Genomic DNA, 19,674 nt, shown 5'->3' on the forward strand with positions numbered 1-19,674 from the left:
AGTAGCTGACAGAACTATTTATGTGACCTCCCGCACAAATTCATGAATCCACCAAAATAATTGCGCTTTTCCATGTCGGAGCCAGCCGCCACACCATGAATAAAACTCGTTTTTTATCAAACACTTTCACCAGACAGCCGGTACCGCTTTCACCACCTGGCTGATTCGCATACAAGCCCCCCTATTGCAGGATGCGCCACATCCGTATTAATTAGGCAGGCAATGACGATGGGGCCTGCCCATCGCCCCTTTCTGAGCCTGAGCCGCCGGGATCTTGTAATTTAATTTCAGAACTGCCGTCTCATGCCCGCCACCCTGGGATTGCTCCCTCATAAAGAGATGATATTTGCCATGGCCGATAAATTGACCCAGCTGAAAGCCCTGACCACAGTGGTTGCCGATACCGGCGACATCGAAGCCATCAAGCGCTACCAGCCCATCGATGCCACCACCAACCCCTCTCTGGTACTCAAGGCCTCCGAGATCCCCGAGTACGCAGCCCTGATCCAGGACGCCATTGCCTGGGCCAAATCCCAGAGCCAGGACAAGGCACAGCAAATCATCGACGCAGGCGACAAGCTGGCGGTCAACATCGGCCTCGAAGTGCTGAAAATCGTCCCGGGTCGCATCTCCACCGAAGTGGACGCCCGCCTCTCCTTCGACACCGACGCCAGCATCGCCAAGGCCCGCAAGCTGATCCGCCTCTACAACGAAGCCGGTATCAGCAATGATCGCATCCTGATCAAGCTGGCCTCCACCTGGGAAGGCATCCGTGCCGCCGAGGTGCTGGAGAAAGAGGGTATCCAGTGCAACCTGACCCTGCTGTTCTCCTTCGCCCAGGCCCGCGCCTGTGCCGAAGCCGGCGCCTTCCTCATCTCCCCCTTCGTGGGCCGCATCCTCGACTGGTACAAGGCCAAGAACGGCCGTGACTACACCGCCAGTGAAGATCCGGGCGTGGTCTCCGTCACCGCCATCTACAACTACTACAAGCAGCACGACTACCCGACCGTGGTCATGGGCGCGAGCTTCCGCAACACCGGCGAAATCCTGGAACTGGCCGGCTGCGACCGCCTGACCATTGGCCCCGCTTTGCTGGAAGAGCTGAGCAAGGCTGAAGGCACCGTGGTGCGCAAGCTGGACTACACCGGCGAGCGCACAGCCAAACCGGCCCCGATGACCGAAGCCGAATTCCGCTGGGAGCTGAACCAGGACGCCATGGCCGTCGAGAAACTGGGGGAAGGCATCCGCCTGTTCGCCATCGACCAGGGCAAGCTGGAAACCATGCTGGCAAGCCACCTGTAAGGCCGCTCGCCACACGGCTCTCACAGAGCGAAGTGGCGCCGCAAAAACCGGGCTCCCGAAAGGGCAGCCCGGTTTTTTTGTGCCTGTTTCCGGTTGTCACAACTTCGTCATAAAAACGTTTTATTTTCAAAGGCGTCGTGTTATACGGATGGTGAAAACCATAAAACCAAGGAGGGAGCCATGGACATGTTCAACTTCGATTTTGACGAGGTCGTTGAGCTGGGTTCACGTAGCCGCGGGACAACGGGAAAAAAACGCAAATGGCGTGAGATTGAGGCGCTTAAAGACAAGCACCGCCTGCAAAAGGAGCTGCAGGCCATCGACATCGCCTATGAAGGATCGGACGACCTGGAGCTCTGATACGCCCACATCGCCCATGTTTCACTCCAGCGAGTGGAGCCATAAAAACAGCGCCCCGGATTGACCGGGGCGCTGTTTTTATGGGTGAACCTCCTGTCAGGCTGCAGGCAGCGAGAGCTGTTTGGCCAGCGCCTGGAAGTGCTGGCTCACCTCCGCCCCGAACAGGGGATCATTGATGGCCCGGTTCTGCCAGAGCTGTTCGAGATGACGCCAGTCATCCTCGGTCAGGGAGTCGCGCAGATGGGGGAAGATGACCCCTTCCTCATAGTTCATGTGCGCCTCCTGCTGCTCGATGAACTGCTCCAGACGGGCCACGAACTGATCCAGCGGGATGACCGCGTCCATCAGGATCATCTCCACCATCTCCTTGAGCTCGGTCCCTGCATCCAGCAGACGGGCGTGCTCCTCGTGCAGCCGGTTGGCCACCTCCCCCTCCACCACCCTGTATTTCAGGTAGTAGTCATAAATCATGTCTTCCTTCGGGTGGTGGTACTTGTCGGATACCTCGCGCAGATAATCCACCACATCTCGCAGCAGGAAGTAGCTTACCGGCTGCTCATTGCGAATGGCCGCCAGCTTTTGCTTGAGCAGCGTCAGCAACCGGGTGATGTTGAGATGGTCCTTATGCAGACTGGATAACATGGGCACTCCTTGCACTGAAATGAGAAAACGTCTGTCTCGAGTATACGGTCATTTATTGCCTGAACTTTGCACTCAATCAAGTCGGATGCAGACAGCGGCTGCACCAGCCTCTCACCACAGGGGGCACAGGGGACACCATTTCCCCTGTGCATGCACGGCGTCAGGCCGCCGGATCGGCGCAGACCGAGAGCCAGTCGATGGGACTGCGTCCCTGCTGGACCAGCAGGCGATTGGCCTCGGAGAAGTGGCCGCAACCGATGAAACCGCGATGGGCAGAGAGCGGACTGGGATGGGGGGCGCTCAGCACATGGTGGCGCGACCGGTCGATGAAGCGCCCTTTCTTCTGGGCATGAGCGCCCCACAGCAGGAAGACGACGCCCTGGCAATGGGCATTGATCCGCTCGATGACCCGATCGGTAAAGGTCTCCCACCCCAGGTGGGCGTGAGAGTGCGCCATGCCCGCCTGTACCGTCAGCACCGTATTGAGCAGCAGCACTCCCTGTCTGGCCCAGGACTCCAGAAAGCCATGATGGGGTGTGACAAAACCCGGCAGATCCCGCTGCATCTCCTTGTAGATGTTGACGAGGGACGGCGGCGTGCGCACTCCGGGCAAGACGGAGAAGCAGAGGCCGTGCGCCTGGTCCGGGCCGTGATAGGGATCCTGCCCCAGGATCACCACCTTGACGTCATCCAGCTCGGTCAGTTTGAAGGCATTGAATACCTCGGTCGCCGGGGGATAGATCACCTTGCCCGCCTCCCGCTCGGCCCTGACGGTGGCCAGGGTATCCATGAAATACGCCTGCTCTTTCTCCGAACCAATCACATCTTTCCAGGTCAGCACACCCGTCTCCTCTCGTTGCGAATCCACTCCTTCCATCCTGGCTGGCATGCCAGCCTCTCCCCACTCCCCGCCTTCTGTCCAGCTTGGCACCGCTATCTCCTCGGTCAATAGAGCAAGGGGCTCAGGATAGGGTCCTCGCCCCCAAGACGCAACCGCATGGAGGTCAGGCTCAGCCTGGCCAGCCTGGGAAGTGGCGGCGGCGTTCACGGGCAATGACCGGGGCTGCGTCGACACAGGAATAACAGGACGTCCTTCGGACAGGCCTCATGGGCAGGCCGGTTTTCGCTGACGCCAGCAATAAACCCTAAAGGTGTAGTTAAATTACTAGATATGAATAATAAAAAATGCATAATTCATATATCTTACAAAAACAGAAAAATGATCTGTTTTTGATTCAACTCAATGATTTAATCCCTTTCAATGCGCGCAAAATGGGGTTTTATTGATTTGGATCAATTTTCGTAATATTACCGTCGTGGTATATATGGCCCCAACGAAGTAAAGGTGTAAGGCAAGGCCCCGTTAAATCATTCCTTCCAAGAGGTGGTTTAAAAACATCAGGGTAATGTGCTTACCGTTGAATCTGCTTTCCTATGAGGAGTCATACCATGATCAAGGGCATCCAAATCACCCAGTCCGCCAACGCCGCTCTGCTGAACTCTTTCTGGCTGCTGGACGAAGAGAAACAACAGGCTCGCTGCATCTGCGCCAAGGGCGACAGCTTTGCCGCCGATCAGGAAGTCAGCCTCTCCGACCTGGGTCAATTCGAATACCGTGAACTGCCGGTTCAGCAAGAGCCTGTGGTCGAAGGGGGTCAGCACCTGAACGTCAACGTACTGCGCCGCGAGACCCTGGAAGACGCCATCGCCAACCCGGAAAAATACCCGCAGCTCACCATCCGCGTCTCCGGTTACGCCGTGCGCTTCAACGCCCTGACCCCGGAGCAGCAGCGTGACGTGGTCACCCGCACCTTCACCCAGAGCCTGTAAGGCGCCCTGCGTAAAGAGATGAAAAAACGGCCCCTCGGGCCGTTTTTTCATGGGTGATGATCGCCGCCGGAACCTGGGTCAGCTTCGCAGGTCCACCGGCATGACCGCCACGGGTTTCGCCAGGGCGTCCTGCATGGTGGCCTCGTCGAGCTGATCGCAGTAACGGGCCACCACCAGGGTCGCCACCCCGTTGCCGATGAGGTTGGTCAGGGCGCGCGCCTCCGACATGAAGCGATCAATCCCGAGGATCAACGCCAGCCCGGCCAGCGGCAGATGCCCTACCGCCGAGATGGTGGCTGCCAGCACGATGAAGCCACTCCCCGTGACTCCGGCCGCCCCCTTGGAGGAGATAAGCAGCACCACCAGCAGGGTGAGCTGATGGAACAGGTCCAGCGGGGTGTTGGTCGCCTGGGCGATGAAGACGGCAGCCATGGTCAGATAGATGGAGGTACCGTCCAGGTTGAATGAGTAACCGGTCGGGATCACCAGACCCACCACCGATTTCTTGCAGCCCAGCGCCTCCATTTTCACCAGCATGCGCGGTAATACGGATTCCGACGAGGATGTTCCGAGCACGATCAACAGCTCTTCCCGGATATAGGCAATAAAGCGCACAATGCTGAAGCCATTGGCTTTGGCGATACTGCCGAGCACCAGGAAAATAAACAGCAGGCAGGTCAGATAGAAGCTAGCAATTAATTGCCCCAGCTGCACCAAAGAACCAATACCGTATTTCCCTATGGTAAATGCCATGGCACCAAATGCCCCGATCGGCGCCAGTTTCATGATCATGTTGATGATGCCGAAAATAACCTGGGAGAAACCATCGATGATATTGAAGATGGGTTTTCCCTTCTCCCCGATATGATGCAGGGAAAATCCGAACAGGACGGCAAACAGCAACACCTGGAGTATATTGCCGCCGGCAAAGGCACCGATGACGCTGGCCGGTATCACATCCAGCAGGAAGGGAATTATCCCCTGGGACTGGGCCTGATCCGCATAGACGGAGATGGCGCTGGCGTCGAGTGAGGAGGGATCCACATTCATACCGGCCCCCGGCTGCAGCACGTTGACCACGCACAGACCGATGATCAGGGCCAGGGTGCTCACCACTTCAAAATAGATCAGCGCAATGGCACCGGTTTTGCCCACCGCCTTCATGCTTTCCATGCCGGCAATGCCGGTGACCACGGTACAGAAAATGACGGGGGCGATGATCATCTTGATTAATTTAACGAAGCCATCACCAAGGGGTTTCATATCTGCGCCCAGACTCGGATAGACATGTCCCAGACATATTCCGATGGTGATTGCCAATATCACCTGAAAATAGAGGCTACTGACAATTTTCTTGTGCATGCTCAACGTCCTGTTAATAAGTGTGACTCCACTGACAGCAAATAACGCATGCAGCAGTCTGCGGCGAGAAATAGGGTTATCTCACCCGCTTCATACCTTTTTGCCATCCTGACGGTCGCTACTTTTGCATGTCATAAGAAGCAAATAAGAGATATCAATCACACAACATATTTAACATCATTAACACCACGGAAACATGGTCGCAATGGACGCCGAAGAGCACCAAATGAAAATGACGGAAATAAAAATGCCCCGCATGGCGGCAATGCTGATCAGTTAAGGATCCATTGACCGATCCTTCTGCTGTAGGACAATCCGGAACCAATCACTGGTTCCGGATTTTTTTATGTCTATTGCAAACGATCTGAACGATGTTGTTGAGGCATCTGGCGACATGCTGGCTCGGCTGGCCATTTTTGCCGACCATATTCCCGACGAATGGATTACTGCCGCTGCCGCCTTGTCTGAAAAGGCCACTATCCGCCGACGCCGCTTACCTTCTGATATGGTCTTGTGGCTCGTCGTGGGGATGGCCTTTTTCCGCAATGAGCCCATCTCCGAGGTCGCTCGGCGCCTCAACATCTGTGCAGAAGGGTTGGCCAATGATGCCTTGCTCGCGGACAGTGCCCTGTCTCAGGCCCGTCAGCGACTCGGCAAACAGCCGCTCGAGTGGCTGTTCAAACAGTGCGCCGATGTGTGGGGGCGGGAACGTTATCCTGAAGACCATTGGCACGGTTTACAGGTCTTTGCCATCGATGGGGCCCTGTTCCGAACCCAGGATATGCCTGAACTCAGAGCACATTTCGGCTCGGGTAACACCTCAACCAACCGGCAGACACCCTACCCGATGCTGCGGTTGGTCACGCTCATGAATGTCCGCTCGCATGTCATTGCCAACGCGGCCATCAGCCCGTACCGCAAAGGGGAAATCCCCCTGGCCAGCGAGTTCATTCACTCATTGCCGGACAAGTCAGTGACCCTGCTGGATAAAGGCTTCTTCGGTGCCGACCTGTTGCTGCGTATTCAGGCCGAAGACACCGACCGTCACTGGCTCATCCCGGAACGCAAGGGGCTGGTATACACGGAACTTGAGCGCTATGGCGACGGTGACCGTCTGTTGCAAATGACGGTCTCGCCTCAGGCTCGCAAGAAAAACCCGGCGTTGCCGACACACTGGCAAGTTCGCGCAGTGACCTATGAGGTGGCAGGCAAGGAGAAAACGGTCTTTACCTCCCTGCCCGTGGCGCGATTCAGTGCAGCTCAGGTGGCGACCCTGTACCACGAGCGCTGGGAAATCGAGCTGGGATACCGGGATATCAAAAGCGCGATGCAGCACAACGCCATCACGCTGAGAAGCAAGAAAGTGGACTTGGTCTATCAGGAGCTGTGGGGATTGCTGCTTGGATACAATCTGGTCAGGCGGGAGGCCAGCCAGGCCGCCGTAGCCCATCAGCGAGCGCCCAATGAGGTGAGCTTTAAGTTTGCCTGTCAGTTCATCGCGAACCAGATGGCAGTGATGGCGGGCGCGTTATCGCCAGCCCATACGCCACGGAGGTTGGCGGAGTTGCGGGGCTGCATAGGCGTCATGTTCATAGAAAAACGCCCCAGGCCATCGAGACCCAGGGCGGTGAAGATATCAAAGACCCGTTTTCCGGTAAATCGCAATGCGGCTCCGCTTAAGTGAACAGCATTGCCGCATGGCGGGGCATTTTTGATAGTAAAAATCGCGATCAGGCGGAGGTATCGAGGGGCTCGAAGCCCTTGACGAGATCGTCGATGGCCTTCATCTGCTTGAGGAAGCCTTCCAGCTTCTCCAGCGGCAGAGCGCTCGGGCCGTCGCAGCGGGCAATTTTCGGATCCGGGTGGGATTCGATAAAGAGACCGGCCAAGCCCACCGCCATGCCGGCACGGGCCAGCTCGGTCACCTGCTCGCGGCGACCACCGGAGGCCGCTCCCAGGGGATCACGGCACTGCAGGGAGTGGGTGACGTCAAAGATGACCGGATAGCCGCCGGTGCTCTTCTTCATGACGCCCAGACCCAGCATGTCCACCACCAGGTTGTCATAGCCGAAGTTGGCACCGCGCTCGCAGAGGATCAGGCGATCGTTGCCACACTCCTCGAACTTGTCGGTGATGTTCTTCATCTGGCTTGGGCTCAGGAATTGCGGCTTCTTGATGTTGATGACGTTGCCGGTTCGGGCCATGGCCTCCACCAGATCGGTCTGGCGCGCCAGGAAGGCGGGCAGCTGGATGACGTCGACCACCTCGGCGACCGGTTTGGCCTGATGGGGCTCATGCAGATCGGAGATCACCGGCATGCCGAAGGTCGCTTTCAGCTCCTGGAAGATCTTCATCCCCTCTTCCAGACCCGGGCCGCGATAGGAGTGGATGGAGGAGCGGTTGGCCTTGTCCCAGCTCGCCTTGAACACGAACGGGATGCCGAGCTTGCTGGTCACTTCCACGTACTTCTCGCACACCGCCATCGCCATGTCGCGGGATTCCAGCACGTTCATGCCGCCGAACAGCACGAAAGGTTTGTCGTTGGCGACGTCGATCTGGTTGACCTTGATATTCTTCTGTTCCATCTCAGGGATCCTTAATGGAGGGGTTTGGGACTGAGGTCCAGGGTGGCCAGCTGGGTTTTCAGCACATCGGCCACGGGATCATCAGGGCATTGTTCAATAAAGTATTCGAAATCGTCGGCGGCAAAGCGCGGGCAATCGAGTTGCTCATAGATGAAGCCCCGATCCCGCGTCTCCAGCGGATCGCCGGGCTTCATGCGCAGCAGCAGCTCGCTGCAGCGCAGCGCCTCCGTCATGCGCTCCTCGCGCAGCAGGGCGCCCTTGCTGACATTGAGCAAGCGCTCGATGATCTCCCACTGCCCCGATGGCTGCAGATGATCATCGCTCAGACTCGCCAGGTTGCCGAGGGCACCGCGCAGCAGCAGTTCGATGCGGTGCCGGCTCAGTTCATCACCGTTGAAGGGGTCCACATAGACCTCCCCGTCCAGACCGGCAAAACTCAGGAGGAAATGGCCGGGGAAGCAGATCCCCTCCACATCCAGCCCTATCTTGCGACCCAGCTGGATGAGGAGGATGCCGAGACTGACCGGGATCCCCTTGCGCCTTGCCAGCACCTGGTCCAGATCGCAGTTGGCGGACGAGAAGTAATCCTGCCAGTCGCCACGAAAGCCCAGGGTCTGGTAGAAACCCTGCAACAGCTGACGGCGCACCTCGTCGCAGTCTCCCTCGGCAATCGTTTCGTCCAGCCAGGCATCGAGGCGGGCAAGCTCGGCCTCTCCCGTGCCGCCATGGCCCCGGATCTCGTCGCTCACCGACAGCGCCAGCTCGGCCAGATCGTGAGCCTCGAAGTCGGTCCACTCATCCACACGTATCATCGTCATCCTTCCTAGCCGAACAGGCTGGCCTGCTTTTGCACCGCAAGCTTGGCGATAAAGAAGATCCACCCCAGTGCGCCCAGGAAGGCAAACCAGCGGATGCCGTTGCTGCGGGCCAGGCGCAGCGCCATCATGGCCAGAAACGCCACCACCAGGATGGACGTCAGCTTCTCGGCCAGCCAGGGGATGGCGTTGTTGAGGGGGTTGAGACCCAGCACCATGCAGAGCAGCGCACCGGAGAGCACCACCAGGCCGTTGAGCCAGCCGCTGATCTTGAGGGTGCGGGCGCCCCCTGCCAGCGCGGAGCCGGTCTGCAACCAGTAAAAGCGCAGGATAAACATCAGCACGGCCCCGGCAATCAGGGTGAGGTGCAGATGCTTGAGCACAACATACATAAGATTTCCTTGAACAGGGGCAGACCGGGCCCGCCCGTCATATCACTGAGCCAGGCGCCCCAGGGTCACCCGCTCGTTATCGCCGTAATCGCGCACGGTTTCCACCTGGACGTAGCCTTGTTGCAGCAGGAGTTGACGCACCGCCTCCCCCTGATCCCAGCCGTGTTCCAGCAACAGCCAGCCACCTGGCACCAAATGGGCGGGCGCCTGGGTGACGATGAGGCGGATATCCGCCAGCCCCTGCTCCTCCGCCACCAGGGCGGAGCGCGGCTCGAAGCGCACGTCCCCCTCGTGAAGATGGGGGTCCGTCCCGTCGATATAGGGCGGGTTGGAGACGATCATCGCAAAGCGCGGTGCATCCGAGAGCGGCGCAAACCAGCTGCCGTCGCGCACCTCGATGGGCAACCCCAGGGCGGCGCTGTTGGTGCGGGCCAACGCGGCCGCGGCCGGCATCCTGTCCACCGCCCATACATCGGCATCCGGTCGCTCAGACTTGAGCGCAAGGGCGATGGCACCGGTGCCCGTGCCCAGATCCAGCAGGGCGCAGGGGCCACCCGGCAGGCGGGCCAGCGCTTGTTCCACCAGCACCTCGGTATCGGGGCGCGGGATCAGGGTGGCCGGGCTCACTTTCAGCGGAAGCGACCAGAACTCCCGCTCACCGATGAGGTGGGCAATGGGCTCTCCATTGAGGCGACGGGCAAGCCAGCCCGCCAGGGTCGCCTGCTGGGCGGCATCGAGCTCGTGCTCCGGCCAGGTCATCAGATAGCTGCGCCGGCAATCCAGCAGATGACAGAGCAGGGCATCGGCGTCGGCACGGGGGGATTCCCCGGAGGCCAGGGTCGCCATGATATGGGCGCGGGCCTGCTGGATCTGCATCAGTTGCTCTCGGCCAGGGAGGCGAGCTGATCCGCCTGATACTCCTGCACCAGGGGGGTGATCACGCAGTCCAGATCCCCTTCCAGGATGTCGCCCAGACGATAGAGGGTGAGGTTGATCCGGTGCTCGGAGAGACGCCCCTGGGGATAGTTGTAGGTGCGGATGCGCTCGGAGCGATCCCCGGAGCCCACCAGGTTGCGGCGGGTACTCTGCTCGGCGGCGCGGTGGCGTTCGTCCTCGGCCGCCTGCAGGCGAGCGGAGAGCACCGACATCGCCTTGGCGCGGTTCTTGTGCTGGGAGCGCTCGTCCTGGCACTCCACCACCAGCCCGGTGGGCAGGTGGGTGATGCGGATGGCGGAGTCGGTCTTGTTGACGTGCTGGCCGCCGGCACCGGAGGCGCGGAAGGTGTCGATCTTCAGCTCGGAGGGGTTGATCTCCACCTGCTCGGCTTCCGGCACTTCCGGCAGCACGGCCACGGTACAGGCGGAGGTGTGCACCCGGCCCTGGGATTCGGTCTCGGGGACTCGCTGCACCCGGTGGCCGCCGGACTCGAACTTGAGGCGGCCGTAGACGTGCTCACCGTCCACCTTGGCGATCACCTCCTTGTAGCCGCCGTGTTCGCCGTCATTGCAGCTGACGATGGAGACACGCCACCCCTGACGCTCGGCGTAGCGGGAGTACATGCGGAACAGATCCCCCGCGAAAATGGCCGCCTCGTCGCCACCGGCACCGGCGCGGATCTCCAGATAGCAGTTGTTGTCATCCTTGGGGTCGCGCGGCAACAGCATCACCTGAAGCGCCTGCTCCTGCTCCTCGAAGGTCGCCTTGGCGAGCGGCAGTTCCTCTTGCGCCATCTCCCGCAGCTCGGCATCCTCTTCCTCCAGCATCAGCCGGGTGGTCTCGAGGTTCTCTTCGGCCTGGCGGAAACGCTGGAAGGCGTGAACGATATCTTCCAGCTGGGCGTATTCCCGGGTCAGGGCGCGGTATCTGTCCTGATCCGAGGCGACCCCGGGCTCCCCGAGCAGGGCCTGTACTTCTTCATGGCGCTCGATGAGGCCTTCCAGCTTTCTGATCAATGAGGGGTTCATGACTCTTGGATTCTCGATGGAGGACGGGACGGCAAAGGGCCGTCCCAACACTATGATTCTTGTGACAATCCCAGCACCTGACGCAGTTGGGCCAGCTTGTGGCTGTCCCCCTGGGCGGCGGCCTGGCGCAGGGCCTGGGTCGGTGCGTGGATCAGCTTGTTGGTGAGGCGATGGGCCATGGCCTTGAGCGCCTGCTCGGCATTTTCACCCTGTTGCAGGGCCAGCAGGGCCCGCTGCAACTCTTCGTCCGCGACCTGCTGTGACTGATGGCGATAATCGCGAATGAGATCCACCGAGTGCTGGCTGCGATACCAGCCCATGAACTCGTCGCGCTCTTCCTGCACGATGAGTTCCGCCTCGGCGGCCGCCCGCTTGCGGGTCTCCAGGTTCTGCTCGATGATGCCCTGCAGATCGTCCACCGTGTAGAGATAGGCATCGGAGAGCTCGTCCACCTCGGCTTCGATGTCGCGGGGCACGGCGATGTCCACCAGGAACATGGGCTTGAAACGACGCGCCTTGAGCGCCCGCTCCACCATGCCCTTGCCGATGATGGGCAGGGGGCTTGCCGTGGAGCTGATGACGATGTCCGCCTCGTGCAGGTAGTCCGGGATCTCCTCCAGGGTCATTACCTGGGCACCGAACTCCTCTGCCAGCAACTGGGCCCGTTGCAGGGTGCGGTTCGCCACCATCATCCGGGTCACGCTCTGCTCGCGCAGGTGGCGGGCCACCAGTTCGATGGTTTCGCCGGCGCCCACCAGCAGCACCTTGGTCTGGGAGAGATCGGAGAAGATACGGCGGGCCAGGCTCACGGCGGCGAAGGCCACCGACACCGCGCTGGCGCCGATCTCGGTGTCAGTGCGCACCCGTTTGGCCACCGAGAAGGATTTCTGGAACAGGCGCTCCAGGGATCCTTTCACCGCATCCGCCTGCTGGGCGTGGGCGTAGGATTGCTTGATCTGCCCCAGGATCTGCGGCTCCCCGAGCACCAGGGAGTCGAGGCCACAGGCCACCCGCATCAGGTGCCGCACCGCTTCCTCGTCCTGGTGCCGGTAGATGGCGGAGAGCACCTCGCTCGCCTCCAGCGCGTGGAACCGCTGCAACCAGTTCAGCACCTGCTCCCCCTGCCCCTGCTCCAGGCTGCAATAGAGCTCGGTGCGGTTGCAGGTGGAGACGATCACCGCCTCGCTGACGCCAGGCTGCTCCACCAGCTCACGCAGGGCGCGATCGATGCGGTCCGGGCCAAAGGCGACCCGCTCCCGCAAGGCGACACTGGCGGTGTTGTGGTTGATTCCGAGGGCAAGCAGACTCATGGGTGGGTGATGATCGTTTCATGCACAGGGTGTAGAGGCCGACAATTGTACGAGAAAGGGTAAGTCTTTAAAAGCAATACGGCCGCCCCTTATACTGTCGCAAACCTCATCTGCGGAGCTCCACCTTGTTGTTGCGTATCTTCTCCCTCGCCTGCCTGCTGGTGCTGGCGGGCTGTACCACCACCCAACCCCAGCGGGATCAGGTCAACTGGCAGCAGGAGCGCGCCCGCCTCGAACGCCTCACACACTGGCAGTTGTCGGGCAAGATGGCCATCATCACCGCCCGCCAGAAGGGCAGCGCCCGCCTCAACTGGCAGCAGAACGGCGACGACTATCGCCTCAACCTCACCAGCCTCATCGGCACCCATATTCTGGAACTCTCCCGCACCGGCGGCGAGGTGACTCTGCTCGACAACGACGGAAAACAGCACCAGAGCCAGGATGCCGAGCTCCTGGTCTATCAGCTCACCGGCTGGCACATTCCGGTGGCCGGGCTGCCTGAGTGGATCAAGGGATTGCCGGGGCAGGCCGAATTCGAGCTCAACCCCGATGCCAGCCTCGCCAGCGTGCGCGACGGCCAGTGGCAGATCGTCTACGGGGACTATCGGGATCAGGACGGCTATCGCCTGCCCCACCTGCTCACCATGACCGGGCAGGAGAGCCGTCTCAAGCTGCAGATCAACGAGTGGACCCTGGCACCATGATGCACGACCAGGCGCCGATCCGCTGGCCCGCCCCGGCCAAGCTCAACCTCTTCCTGCACGTCAATGGCCGCCGCCCCGATGGCTACCACGAACTGCAGACCCTCTTCATCTTCCTCAACCACGGCGACTGGCTCGAATTCGAGCCGATCCCCGGCAGCGACCAGCTCACCTTGAGCCCGGCCATTCCCGGCGTGCCCGATGAACAGAACCTCATCATCCGGGCTGCGCGACTGTTGCAGAGCCGGTTGGCCAGTCCGCAGGGAGCCCATATCCGGCTGGAGAAGGTACTGCCCATGGGCGGTGGCATCGGGGGCGGCTCGTCGGACGCGGCCACCACCCTCGTGGCCTTGAACCACCTCTGGCAAGCCGGCTTGAGTGAAGACGAGCTGGCCGAGCTCGGCGTGCAGCTGGGCGCCGACGTGCCGGTGTTCGTGCGGGGCAAGGCCGCCTTCGCCGAAGGCGTGGGGGAGCGGTTGCAACAGATCGAGGTGCCGGATGCCTGGTACCTGGTACTCAAGCCGGATTGCCATGTGGCCACCGCCGCCGTGTTCCAGGATCCCGACCTGCCCCGCAACACCCCCAAGATGACCCTGGACAATCTGCTGGCAGGAGAGTGGAAAAACGATTGCGAGCTGCTGGTGAAAAAGCGCCACCCCGAGGTTGCCAATGCGCTCGGCTGGTTGCTAGAATACGCGCCGTCAAGAATGACGGGCACTGGCGCCTGCGTCTTTGCTCGATTTGAAGACGAAATGGCTGCTCGGAAGGTGTTGGCAAGAGTGCCGGAAGGCTGGGATGGGTTTGTCGCCAAGGGCGAGAACATATCACCACTCTTCGTCACTTTGCAACAAGTGAGTGATTGGGGTATCGCCAAGCGGTAAGGCAGCGGGTTTTGATCTCGCCATTCCTAGGTTCGAATCCTAGTACCCCAGCCAACTCTCTCCTTGTTGAGGCCGTATCGGGAGGTGTTGACCTCGTCGATGTGTCTTGGGCCAATCTGACGCGATGGCGCTCAAGGTGGATTCCCGTCCACCCACCCTGCGGGTGATGAGACGCCATCCTCGACATCGCCCAGAGACCTTGTCCGTCATCTTGCTAAATCGTTTGCCCCCAAACGATACGGGTCTAAAATCAGACTCCCCACATACTGGATGCAACCCCGAGGTTTCAAACCGTGCCTGACATGAAGCTGTTTGCTGGTAACGCAACGCCGGAACTAGCCCAGAAGATCGCAGATCGCCTGTTTATCAAACTCGGCAATGCTGCCGTAGGTCGCTTTAGCGACGGCGAGATCAGCGTACAGATCAACGAGAATGTACGCGGTGGCGATATCTTCATCATTCAATCCACCTGTGCCCCGACCAACGACAATTTGATGGAATTGATCGTCATGGTGGATGCACTGCGTCGTGCTTCAGCTGGCCGTATCACTGCCGTTATCCCCTACTTTGGTTATGCCCGTCAGGACCGCCGCGTCCGCTCCGCCCGTGTGCCCATCACCGCCAAGGTCGTCGCCGACTTCCTCTCCAGCGTAGGTGTGGACCGTGTGCTGACCGTTGACCTGCATGCCGAGCAGATCCAGGGCTTCTTCGACGTCCCCGTCGACAACGTGTTCGGCAGCCCGGTGCTGCTGGAAGACATGAAGGCCAAGAACCTCGAATCCCCCGTGGTCGTGTCACCGGACATCGGCGGCGTGGTCCGTGCCCGTGCCATCGCCAAGCTGCTGGACGACACCGACATCGCCATCATCGACAAGCGTCGTCCCCGTCCGAACGTCTCCCAGGTCATGCACCTGATCGGCGACGTGGCTGGTCGTGACTGCGTCATCGTCGACGACATGATCGACACCGGCGGCACCCTGTGCAAGGCGGCCGAAGCGCTGAAAGAGCGTGGTGCCAAGCGCGTGTTCGCCTATGCGACCCACCCTGTCTTCTCCGGCACCGCCGTTGAAAACATCAAGAATTCGGTCATCGACGAGCTGATCATCACCGACTCCATCCCGCTCACCCCGGAGATGAAGGCCGTCGGCAAGGTCAAGCAGCTGACCCTCTCCTCCGTGCTGGCCGAAGCGATTCGCCGCATCAGCAACGAAGAGTCCATCTCTGCCATGTTCGAGCATTGATAGACCCTGTTGTGACAAAAACCGCCGAATGGCGGTTTTTGTTTTTTGGGTGCCTGGCGCCAGCCGCCAGCCTCCACTCGGCAAGAGACGAAAACCTCGGACGAGCCACCCCACCCGAGCCCTTCTGTCCGGCTTTTCCCCGACCTTGCCGCACTTTGGTTGAGTGATCGCCACTCGGCGGCTAGAATATTGCGTCCCATTGCCCCGGGTCATCCGCCCATGGCAAGTAGCGAGTGAAGACATCAAGCGTGACAAGTCAAATCAAACTGATTGTCGGGCTGGGTAATCCCGGCCCCGAATATGCCAAGACCCGCCACAATGCGGGCGCCTGGTATGTGGAGCAACTGGCACGCTGGCACAATGTCAGCCTGCGCGAAGAGCCCAAGTTCTTCGGCCACACCGCCCGCTTCCTGGTGGACGGGCAGGATGTGCGGCTGCTCATCCCGAACACCTACATGAATCTCTCCGGCAAGGCCGTGGCGGCGCTCGCGCGCTTCTACCAGATCGCCCCGGAGGAGATCCTGGTGGCCCACGACGAGCTGGACCTGCCTCCCGGCATCGCCAAGTTCAAGCAAGGGGGCGGTCACGGCGGCCATAACGGCCTCAAGGACATCATCGCCAGGATGGGCAACAACAATAACTTCTTCCGGCTGCGCCTTGGCATCGGCCATCCGGGCGCCAAGGAGCTGGTCGCCGGCTTCGTGCTGACCAAGGCGCCCAGTAGTGAGCAGAGTCTGATCGAGGCCGCGCTGGACGAATCCCTACGCGCCACCGACATCCTGTTCAAGCAGGACATGACCAAGGCCATGAATCGCCTGCACTGTTTCAAGGCCGAGAAAGTCTAGGCCTTCAGCCTGCATCGCCAGGCAGTTCAAGATGACCGGCCCCTGGCGAGATCCCTCGCCTCGGGGTCAAGCAACACGACACGGGCCGCCCGCGCGGCCCCTTGAAGCATCCATCAACAAGGTAACAATTCATGGGTTTTAAATGCGGTATCGTGGGCCTGCCCAATGTAGGTAAATCCACCCTGTTCAATGCGCTGACCAAGGCCGGCATCGAAGCCGCCAACTTCCCGTTCTGCACCATTGAGCCGAACACGGGTGTGGTCCCCATGCCGGATCCCCGCCTCGACCAGCTGGCGGCCATCATCAATCCGCAGCGTGTCGTGCCGACCACCATGGAGTTCGTGGACATCGCCGGCCTGGTGGCCGGTGCCTCCAAGGGCGAAGGCCTTGGCAACCAGTTCCTGGCCAACATCCGTGAAACCGAAGCCATCGGTCACGTGGTGCGCTGCTTCGAGGACGAGAACATCGTCCACGTGGCGGGCAAGGTCTCCCCGGCCGACGACATCGAGGTCATCAACACCGAGCTGGCCCTCTCCGACCTGGATGCCTGCGAGCGCGCCATCAATCGCCAGTCCAAGCGTGCCAAGGGCGGCGACAAGGATGCCAAGCTGGAAGTGGAAGTGCTGGAGAAGATCAAGGTTGCCCTGGAAAACGGCCAGATGATCCGCGGCATGAAGCTGGACAAGGATGAGCTGGACGCCGTCAGCCACCTCAACTTCCTGACCCTCAAACCCACCATGTACATCGCCAACGTGGCGGAAGATGGCTTCGAGAACAATCCCTATCTGGATCAGGTCCGTGAGATAGCCGCCGCCGAGAACGCCGTTGTCGTGGTCGTCTGCTGCGCCATCGAGGCGGACATCGCCGAGCTGGACGACGAAGACCGCGCCGAGTTCATGGCGGATCTGGGCATCGAGGAGCCGGGCCTGAACCGGGTGATCCGCTCCGGATACGAGCTGCTCAAGTTGCAGACCTACTTCACCGCCGGTGTGAAAGAAGTGCGCGCCTGGACCATTCCCGTAGGCGCCACCGCCCCGCAGGCCGCTGGCAAGATCCACACCGACTTCGAAAAAGGCTTTATTCGCGCCCAGACCATCGCCTTCGACGACTTTATCACCTACAAGGGTGAGCAAGGCGCCAAGGAAGCAGGCAAGATGCGCGCGGAAGGGAAAGACTACATCGTCAAGGATGGCGATATCATGAACTTCCTGTTCAACGTCTGACTTATCCGCCTGAACCTCACTGAACCATAATGAACCATCAACAAGCCGCAGCCAATGATTTTCCTAGGCCGTACAAGGGATTGAGGAATGCCGTGTTGCTCATGGTGGTTCAGTAGAGTTCATGGAATTCCAGAAAAACATGGGGTAGGATTCGGGGTATGTGATGTTATGAGTGGGGGTATCCCGCTCGCTAGCAGGATACCCAGATGCCCAAAGACCTTCTCTCTGACGCCAAGATCAGGACAGCCAAGCCCGCAGCCAACCGATACAAACTCGGCGATGGCGGCGGGCTTTTTCTCTCCGTCGAAAAGACGGGTAGCAAGCTCTGGCGCTGGAAATTCCGACTCGACGGAAAAGAGAACCTTTTTGCCATCGGTTCGTACCCCGAAGTAAGCCTTGCTGAAGCCAGAGCGGCCCGAGATGCGGCACGCGAACTCGTCAAGCAAGGAATCAATCCCTCTCAGCACCGGAAAGATGAACGGCAGCGGAACATCAAGGCCGCAGCAGCGCGAAAGCATGCAGAGGCACTGGCTCAGGAGTTGTCCTTCGCCAAGGTGTCAGCAGCCTATCTGGCCAAGGTGAAGCCCGACTACACCCCCGGCTCCTATCGGTCGAAGGAATCACGGATCAGAAAGTACCTGTCCCCCAAGCTCGACACGCTCCCGATCACCGAGATCGGTCCCAAGGAAATCCGCCCGATCTTAGAAGCGTGCGAAGACCACGGGGCGTGGGCAGGCATCCACGTCAAAGGCGACCTATCGGCAATTTTCCAGTATGCAGTCATCCGCGGATTGGTCGATTCCAACCCGATTCCAGGCCTTCGCGGCCTGCTGAAAATTCCGGTCAGCAAAAGCAAAGCAGTACTGACCGCAGATCAAATCCGCGCCTTCTACCGCGCTCTTCGCGCCTATCGCGGCTACCCCGAGACCGCTATATGCCTGCGCCTGATCGCATTCACAGCCTGCCGCCCCGGAGAAGCTGCAGATGCCGAGTGGAGCGAGTTCGACATCGAGGCGAAGCTATGGCGGCGGCCTGCGGCCAAGATGAAAGCACGCCGCGACCACGTATCACCGCTGTCAGAGCAGGCTTTGGAACTGCTGGAAACCCTACGACCAATCACAGGAGCGGGTCAGTATCTTTTCCCTCACCGAAGCGGAGAAGGGTTCACGACGCCGAATCGGCTCACGTACGCCATGCGCGACATGAAGCTTGGAGAACGCACAACACCTCACTGCTGGCGCACCACTTTCTCGACGTGGGCCAACGAGCAGGGATTCAGGCCGGATGCCATTGAGCGGCAACTGGCACATGTCGAAAGCAACAAGGTGCGAGCCACTTACAACAAGGCCCTGCTGCTGAATGAGCGGCGCGAGATCATGCAGGCATGGGCCGATTATCTGAGTGCTGCTGATGGCATCAAGAGCGCAGACGATGATGGGAAATGACGATGCGCGGTTCCTTGAGGGCTTGCGCTATGGGCAGGCCCTATTGAACGAAGGCCGCAGCCGACTGCACAAAAGCGTACCCGGAGCGCTGGTTGCCGAAGTTCTTCGACATATCGAGAATTCGATGGCGGGAACTTCTCAGCATGAACTGGAGCGGATGTTGCTCGGGAGCGACCACGCAGGCGCAGAATGGCGCGCTTACGTGGCTCACCGACATCGCAGCGTCACGGAGAAAAGGCTGTGGCGAACATGGTACGGACGGCACGGAAAGAAGGATGCGATCCCTCCCTGCCAAGCGGACGACGCCTTCGGCATTCAGGCTCCGCCGCTGCCACCGACGGAAGCCGCGCCATCAATGCCGCCCCCCTCCGAGCCAAATCGACCGTTGATGAAGGCGCTACCCCATGATGGCCGAGCCATGAGCTTTGGATTATTGCGGGAAATAGTAAAGCGCTGGTCTGCGATACTCATTCAAAAGGCACTTGAAGAGGCAGCAAGAATCAATGACGAGCAGAATCGTGGCCGACAACTAGTCAGGGCCTTGCTAAGACATGAAATGGTCTTGATGCCGCTTTGGTCGCAGGTCAACGCGTGGGAGGCTTTCTGTGAGGTTTTGCCGTCTGGGAAGTGCTTTGCCTTGCTCGATGCAGCCAAACAGAGCTTCTTCTCTGCACTGGAAGCAATTGAGCAGCGTGAACATGCGAAGTTGATGGCTTCATACGCCACCCTGAGAAAGCGCTACCCAGAGCTGGAAATCAGCCTTGGGCAGGCGTAAT

20 protein-coding genes and 1 tRNA gene are annotated in these 19,674 nt (G+C 60.0%); 12 read left to right on the forward strand and 9 right to left on the reverse strand.

The features are described 5' to 3' along the window. The first annotated feature begins 351 nt into the window (after nt 1-351). A complete protein-coding gene (gene tal, locus C2U30_RS07580; protein ID WP_010673859.1) occupies nt 352-1,302 on the forward strand; it encodes a transaldolase in 951 nt (316 codons plus the stop codon). Nucleotides 1,303-1,482: 180 nt separating this feature from the next. Further along, a complete protein-coding gene (locus tag C2U30_RS07585) occupies nt 1,483-1,662 on the forward strand; it encodes a DUF3545 family protein (RefSeq protein WP_010673858.1) in 180 nt (59 codons plus the stop codon). Nucleotides 1,663-1,758: 96 nt separating this feature from the next. On the opposite strand, the gene C2U30_RS07590 is transcribed toward C2U30_RS07585, so the two are convergent. Together C2U30_RS07590 and ung are read right to left on the reverse strand one after the other, a co-directional pair. After that, nucleotides 1,759-2,304, reverse strand: a complete 546-nt coding sequence (locus C2U30_RS07590; RefSeq protein ID WP_041212588.1) for a hemerythrin domain-containing protein — start codon at nt 2,302-2,304, stop codon at nt 1,759-1,761. 160 nt (nt 2,305-2,464) lie between these two features. Further along, on the reverse strand, nt 2,465-3,145 hold the full coding sequence (ung, locus tag C2U30_RS07595; protein ID WP_048207174.1) for a uracil-DNA glycosylase: 681 nt from the start codon (nt 3,143-3,145) through the stop codon (nt 2,465-2,467). A 608-nt stretch (nt 3,146-3,753) separates the two neighbouring features. Here ung and grcA point away from each other — a divergent pair. Then, nucleotides 3,754-4,134, forward strand: a complete 381-nt coding sequence (grcA, locus tag C2U30_RS07600; RefSeq protein WP_010673855.1) for an autonomous glycyl radical cofactor GrcA — start codon at nt 3,754-3,756, stop codon at nt 4,132-4,134. 78 nt (nt 4,135-4,212) lie between these two features. Here the strand turns inward: grcA and C2U30_RS07605 are convergent, their stop codons facing one another. Further along, entirely contained in the window at nt 4,213-5,496 is a 1,284-nt protein-coding gene (locus C2U30_RS07605; protein ID WP_103243557.1) for a dicarboxylate/amino acid:cation symporter, read from the reverse strand. Nucleotides 5,497-5,842: 346 nt separating this feature from the next. Here C2U30_RS07605 and C2U30_RS07610 point away from each other — a divergent pair, with 346 nt between their 5' ends. After that, nucleotides 5,843-7,180, forward strand: a complete 1,338-nt coding sequence (locus tag C2U30_RS07610) for an IS4-like element ISAeme15 family transposase (protein ID WP_041205253.1) — start codon at nt 5,843-5,845, stop codon at nt 7,178-7,180. 46 nt (nt 7,181-7,226) lie between these two features. Here C2U30_RS07610 and kdsA read toward each other — a convergent pair whose 3' ends face one another. The 6 genes from kdsA to hemA are packed head-to-tail and all read right to left on the reverse strand — an operon-like array spanning nt 7,227 to nt 12,562. Continuing rightward, a complete protein-coding gene (gene kdsA / locus C2U30_RS07615) occupies nt 7,227-8,081 on the reverse strand; it encodes a 3-deoxy-8-phosphooctulonate synthase (protein ID WP_039039605.1) in 855 nt (284 codons plus the stop codon). Between the two features lie 11 nt (nt 8,082-8,092). Next, a complete protein-coding gene (locus C2U30_RS07620) occupies nt 8,093-8,893 on the reverse strand; it encodes a SirB1 family protein (RefSeq protein ID WP_041212584.1) in 801 nt (266 codons plus the stop codon). An 11-nt stretch (nt 8,894-8,904) separates the two neighbouring features. Then, entirely contained in the window at nt 8,905-9,288 is a 384-nt protein-coding gene (locus tag C2U30_RS07625; protein ID WP_042880800.1) for a SirB2 family protein, read from the reverse strand. Nucleotides 9,289-9,330: 42 nt separating this feature from the next. Next, entirely contained in the window at nt 9,331-10,164 is an 834-nt protein-coding gene (gene prmC / locus C2U30_RS07630) for a peptide chain release factor N(5)-glutamine methyltransferase (protein ID WP_039039602.1), read from the reverse strand. Next, nucleotides 10,164-11,252 carry a peptide chain release factor 1 gene (gene prfA, locus C2U30_RS07635; RefSeq protein WP_048207166.1) on the reverse strand — a complete coding sequence of 363 codons (1,089 nt, stop codon included), beginning with the start codon at nt 11,250-11,252 and terminating at the stop codon, nt 10,164-10,166. The genes prmC and prfA overlap by 1 nt, the downstream gene beginning before the upstream one ends. 50 nt (nt 11,253-11,302) lie before the next feature. Continuing rightward, nucleotides 11,303-12,562, reverse strand: a complete 1,260-nt coding sequence (gene hemA / locus C2U30_RS07640; RefSeq protein ID WP_041212583.1) for a glutamyl-tRNA reductase — start codon at nt 12,560-12,562, stop codon at nt 11,303-11,305. 125 nt (nt 12,563-12,687) lie between these two features. Here hemA and lolB point away from each other — a divergent pair, with 125 nt between their 5' ends. The 8 genes from lolB (at nt 12,688) to C2U30_RS07680 (ending at nt 19,673) form a co-directional block, all read left to right on the forward strand. Next, nucleotides 12,688-13,266: a lipoprotein insertase outer membrane protein LolB gene (lolB, locus tag C2U30_RS07645; RefSeq protein WP_039039599.1), complete on the forward strand. Its 579-nt coding sequence runs from the start codon at nt 12,688-12,690 to the stop codon at nt 13,264-13,266. Continuing rightward, nucleotides 13,266-14,144: a 4-(cytidine 5'-diphospho)-2-C-methyl-D-erythritol kinase gene (gene ispE, locus C2U30_RS07650; protein ID WP_103244666.1), complete on the forward strand. Its 879-nt coding sequence runs from the start codon at nt 13,266-13,268 to the stop codon at nt 14,142-14,144. The genes lolB and ispE overlap by 1 nt, the downstream gene beginning before the upstream one ends. Continuing rightward, nucleotides 14,124-14,198 (forward strand) — tRNA-Gln (locus C2U30_RS07655). Before ispE ends, C2U30_RS07655 begins: the two co-directional genes overlap by 21 nt. Nucleotides 14,199-14,437: 239 nt before the next feature. Further along, nucleotides 14,438-15,385, forward strand: a complete 948-nt coding sequence (locus tag C2U30_RS07660; RefSeq protein ID WP_010673845.1) for a ribose-phosphate pyrophosphokinase — start codon at nt 14,438-14,440, stop codon at nt 15,383-15,385. A gap of 248 nt (nt 15,386-15,633) precedes the next feature. Further along, on the forward strand, nt 15,634-16,230 hold the full coding sequence (pth, locus tag C2U30_RS07665; protein WP_043155778.1) for an aminoacyl-tRNA hydrolase: 597 nt from the start codon (nt 15,634-15,636) through the stop codon (nt 16,228-16,230). A 131-nt stretch (nt 16,231-16,361) separates the two neighbouring features. Next, entirely contained in the window at nt 16,362-17,453 is a 1,092-nt protein-coding gene (ychF, locus tag C2U30_RS07670; protein ID WP_010673843.1) for a redox-regulated ATPase YchF, read from the forward strand. 206 nt (nt 17,454-17,659) lie between these two features. Beyond that, nucleotides 17,660-18,898 carry a tyrosine-type recombinase/integrase gene (locus tag C2U30_RS07675; RefSeq protein WP_053814599.1) on the forward strand — a complete coding sequence of 413 codons (1,239 nt, stop codon included), beginning with the start codon at nt 17,660-17,662 and terminating at the stop codon, nt 18,896-18,898. After that, on the forward strand, nt 18,885-19,673 hold the full coding sequence (locus tag C2U30_RS07680; RefSeq protein WP_103243558.1) for a hypothetical protein: 789 nt from the start codon (nt 18,885-18,887) through the stop codon (nt 19,671-19,673). Before C2U30_RS07675 ends, C2U30_RS07680 begins: the two co-directional genes overlap by 14 nt. Nucleotide 19,674 lies beyond the last annotated feature (1 nt).

The organism is Aeromonas sp. ASNIH5 (assembly GCF_002902865.1).
Classification (GTDB): Bacteria; Pseudomonadota; Gammaproteobacteria; order Enterobacterales; family Aeromonadaceae; genus Aeromonas; species Aeromonas caviae.

What these genes read in the sequence shown, in the direction of transcription:
- tal (WP_010673859.1), top strand. Translation starts at nt 352, where the DNA reads ATGGCCGATAAATTGACCCAGCTGAAAGCCCTGACCACAGTGGTTGCC.
- C2U30_RS07585 (WP_010673858.1), top strand. Translation starts at nt 1,483, where the DNA reads ATGGACATGTTCAACTTCGATTTTGACGAGGTCGTTGAGCTGGGTTCA.
- C2U30_RS07590 (WP_041212588.1), bottom strand. Translation starts at nt 2,304, where the DNA reads ATGTTATCCAGTCTGCATAAGGACCATCTCAACATCACCCGGTTGCTG.
- grcA (WP_010673855.1), top strand. Translation starts at nt 3,754, where the DNA reads ATGATCAAGGGCATCCAAATCACCCAGTCCGCCAACGCCGCTCTGCTG.
- C2U30_RS07605 (WP_103243557.1), bottom strand. Translation starts at nt 5,496, where the DNA reads ATGCACAAGAAAATTGTCAGTAGCCTCTATTTTCAGGTGATATTGGCA.
- C2U30_RS07610 (WP_041205253.1), top strand. Translation starts at nt 5,843, where the DNA reads ATGTCTATTGCAAACGATCTGAACGATGTTGTTGAGGCATCTGGCGAC.
- kdsA (WP_039039605.1), bottom strand. Translation starts at nt 8,081, where the DNA reads ATGGAACAGAAGAATATCAAGGTCAACCAGATCGACGTCGCCAACGAC.
- C2U30_RS07620 (WP_041212584.1), bottom strand. Translation starts at nt 8,893, where the DNA reads ATGATACGTGTGGATGAGTGGACCGACTTCGAGGCTCACGATCTGGCC.
- C2U30_RS07625 (WP_042880800.1), bottom strand. Translation starts at nt 9,288, where the DNA reads ATGTATGTTGTGCTCAAGCATCTGCACCTCACCCTGATTGCCGGGGCC.
- prmC (WP_039039602.1), bottom strand. Translation starts at nt 10,164, where the DNA reads ATGCAGATCCAGCAGGCCCGCGCCCATATCATGGCGACCCTGGCCTCC.
- prfA (WP_048207166.1), bottom strand. Translation starts at nt 11,252, where the DNA reads ATGAACCCCTCATTGATCAGAAAGCTGGAAGGCCTCATCGAGCGCCAT.
- hemA (WP_041212583.1), bottom strand. Translation starts at nt 12,562, where the DNA reads ATGAGTCTGCTTGCCCTCGGAATCAACCACAACACCGCCAGTGTCGCC.
- ispE (WP_103244666.1), top strand. Translation starts at nt 13,266, where the DNA reads ATGCACGACCAGGCGCCGATCCGCTGGCCCGCCCCGGCCAAGCTCAAC.
- ychF (WP_010673843.1), top strand. Translation starts at nt 16,362, where the DNA reads ATGGGTTTTAAATGCGGTATCGTGGGCCTGCCCAATGTAGGTAAATCC.
- C2U30_RS07675 (WP_053814599.1), top strand. Translation starts at nt 17,660, where the DNA reads ATGCCCAAAGACCTTCTCTCTGACGCCAAGATCAGGACAGCCAAGCCC.
- C2U30_RS07680 (WP_103243558.1), top strand. Translation starts at nt 18,885, where the DNA reads ATGATGGGAAATGACGATGCGCGGTTCCTTGAGGGCTTGCGCTATGGG.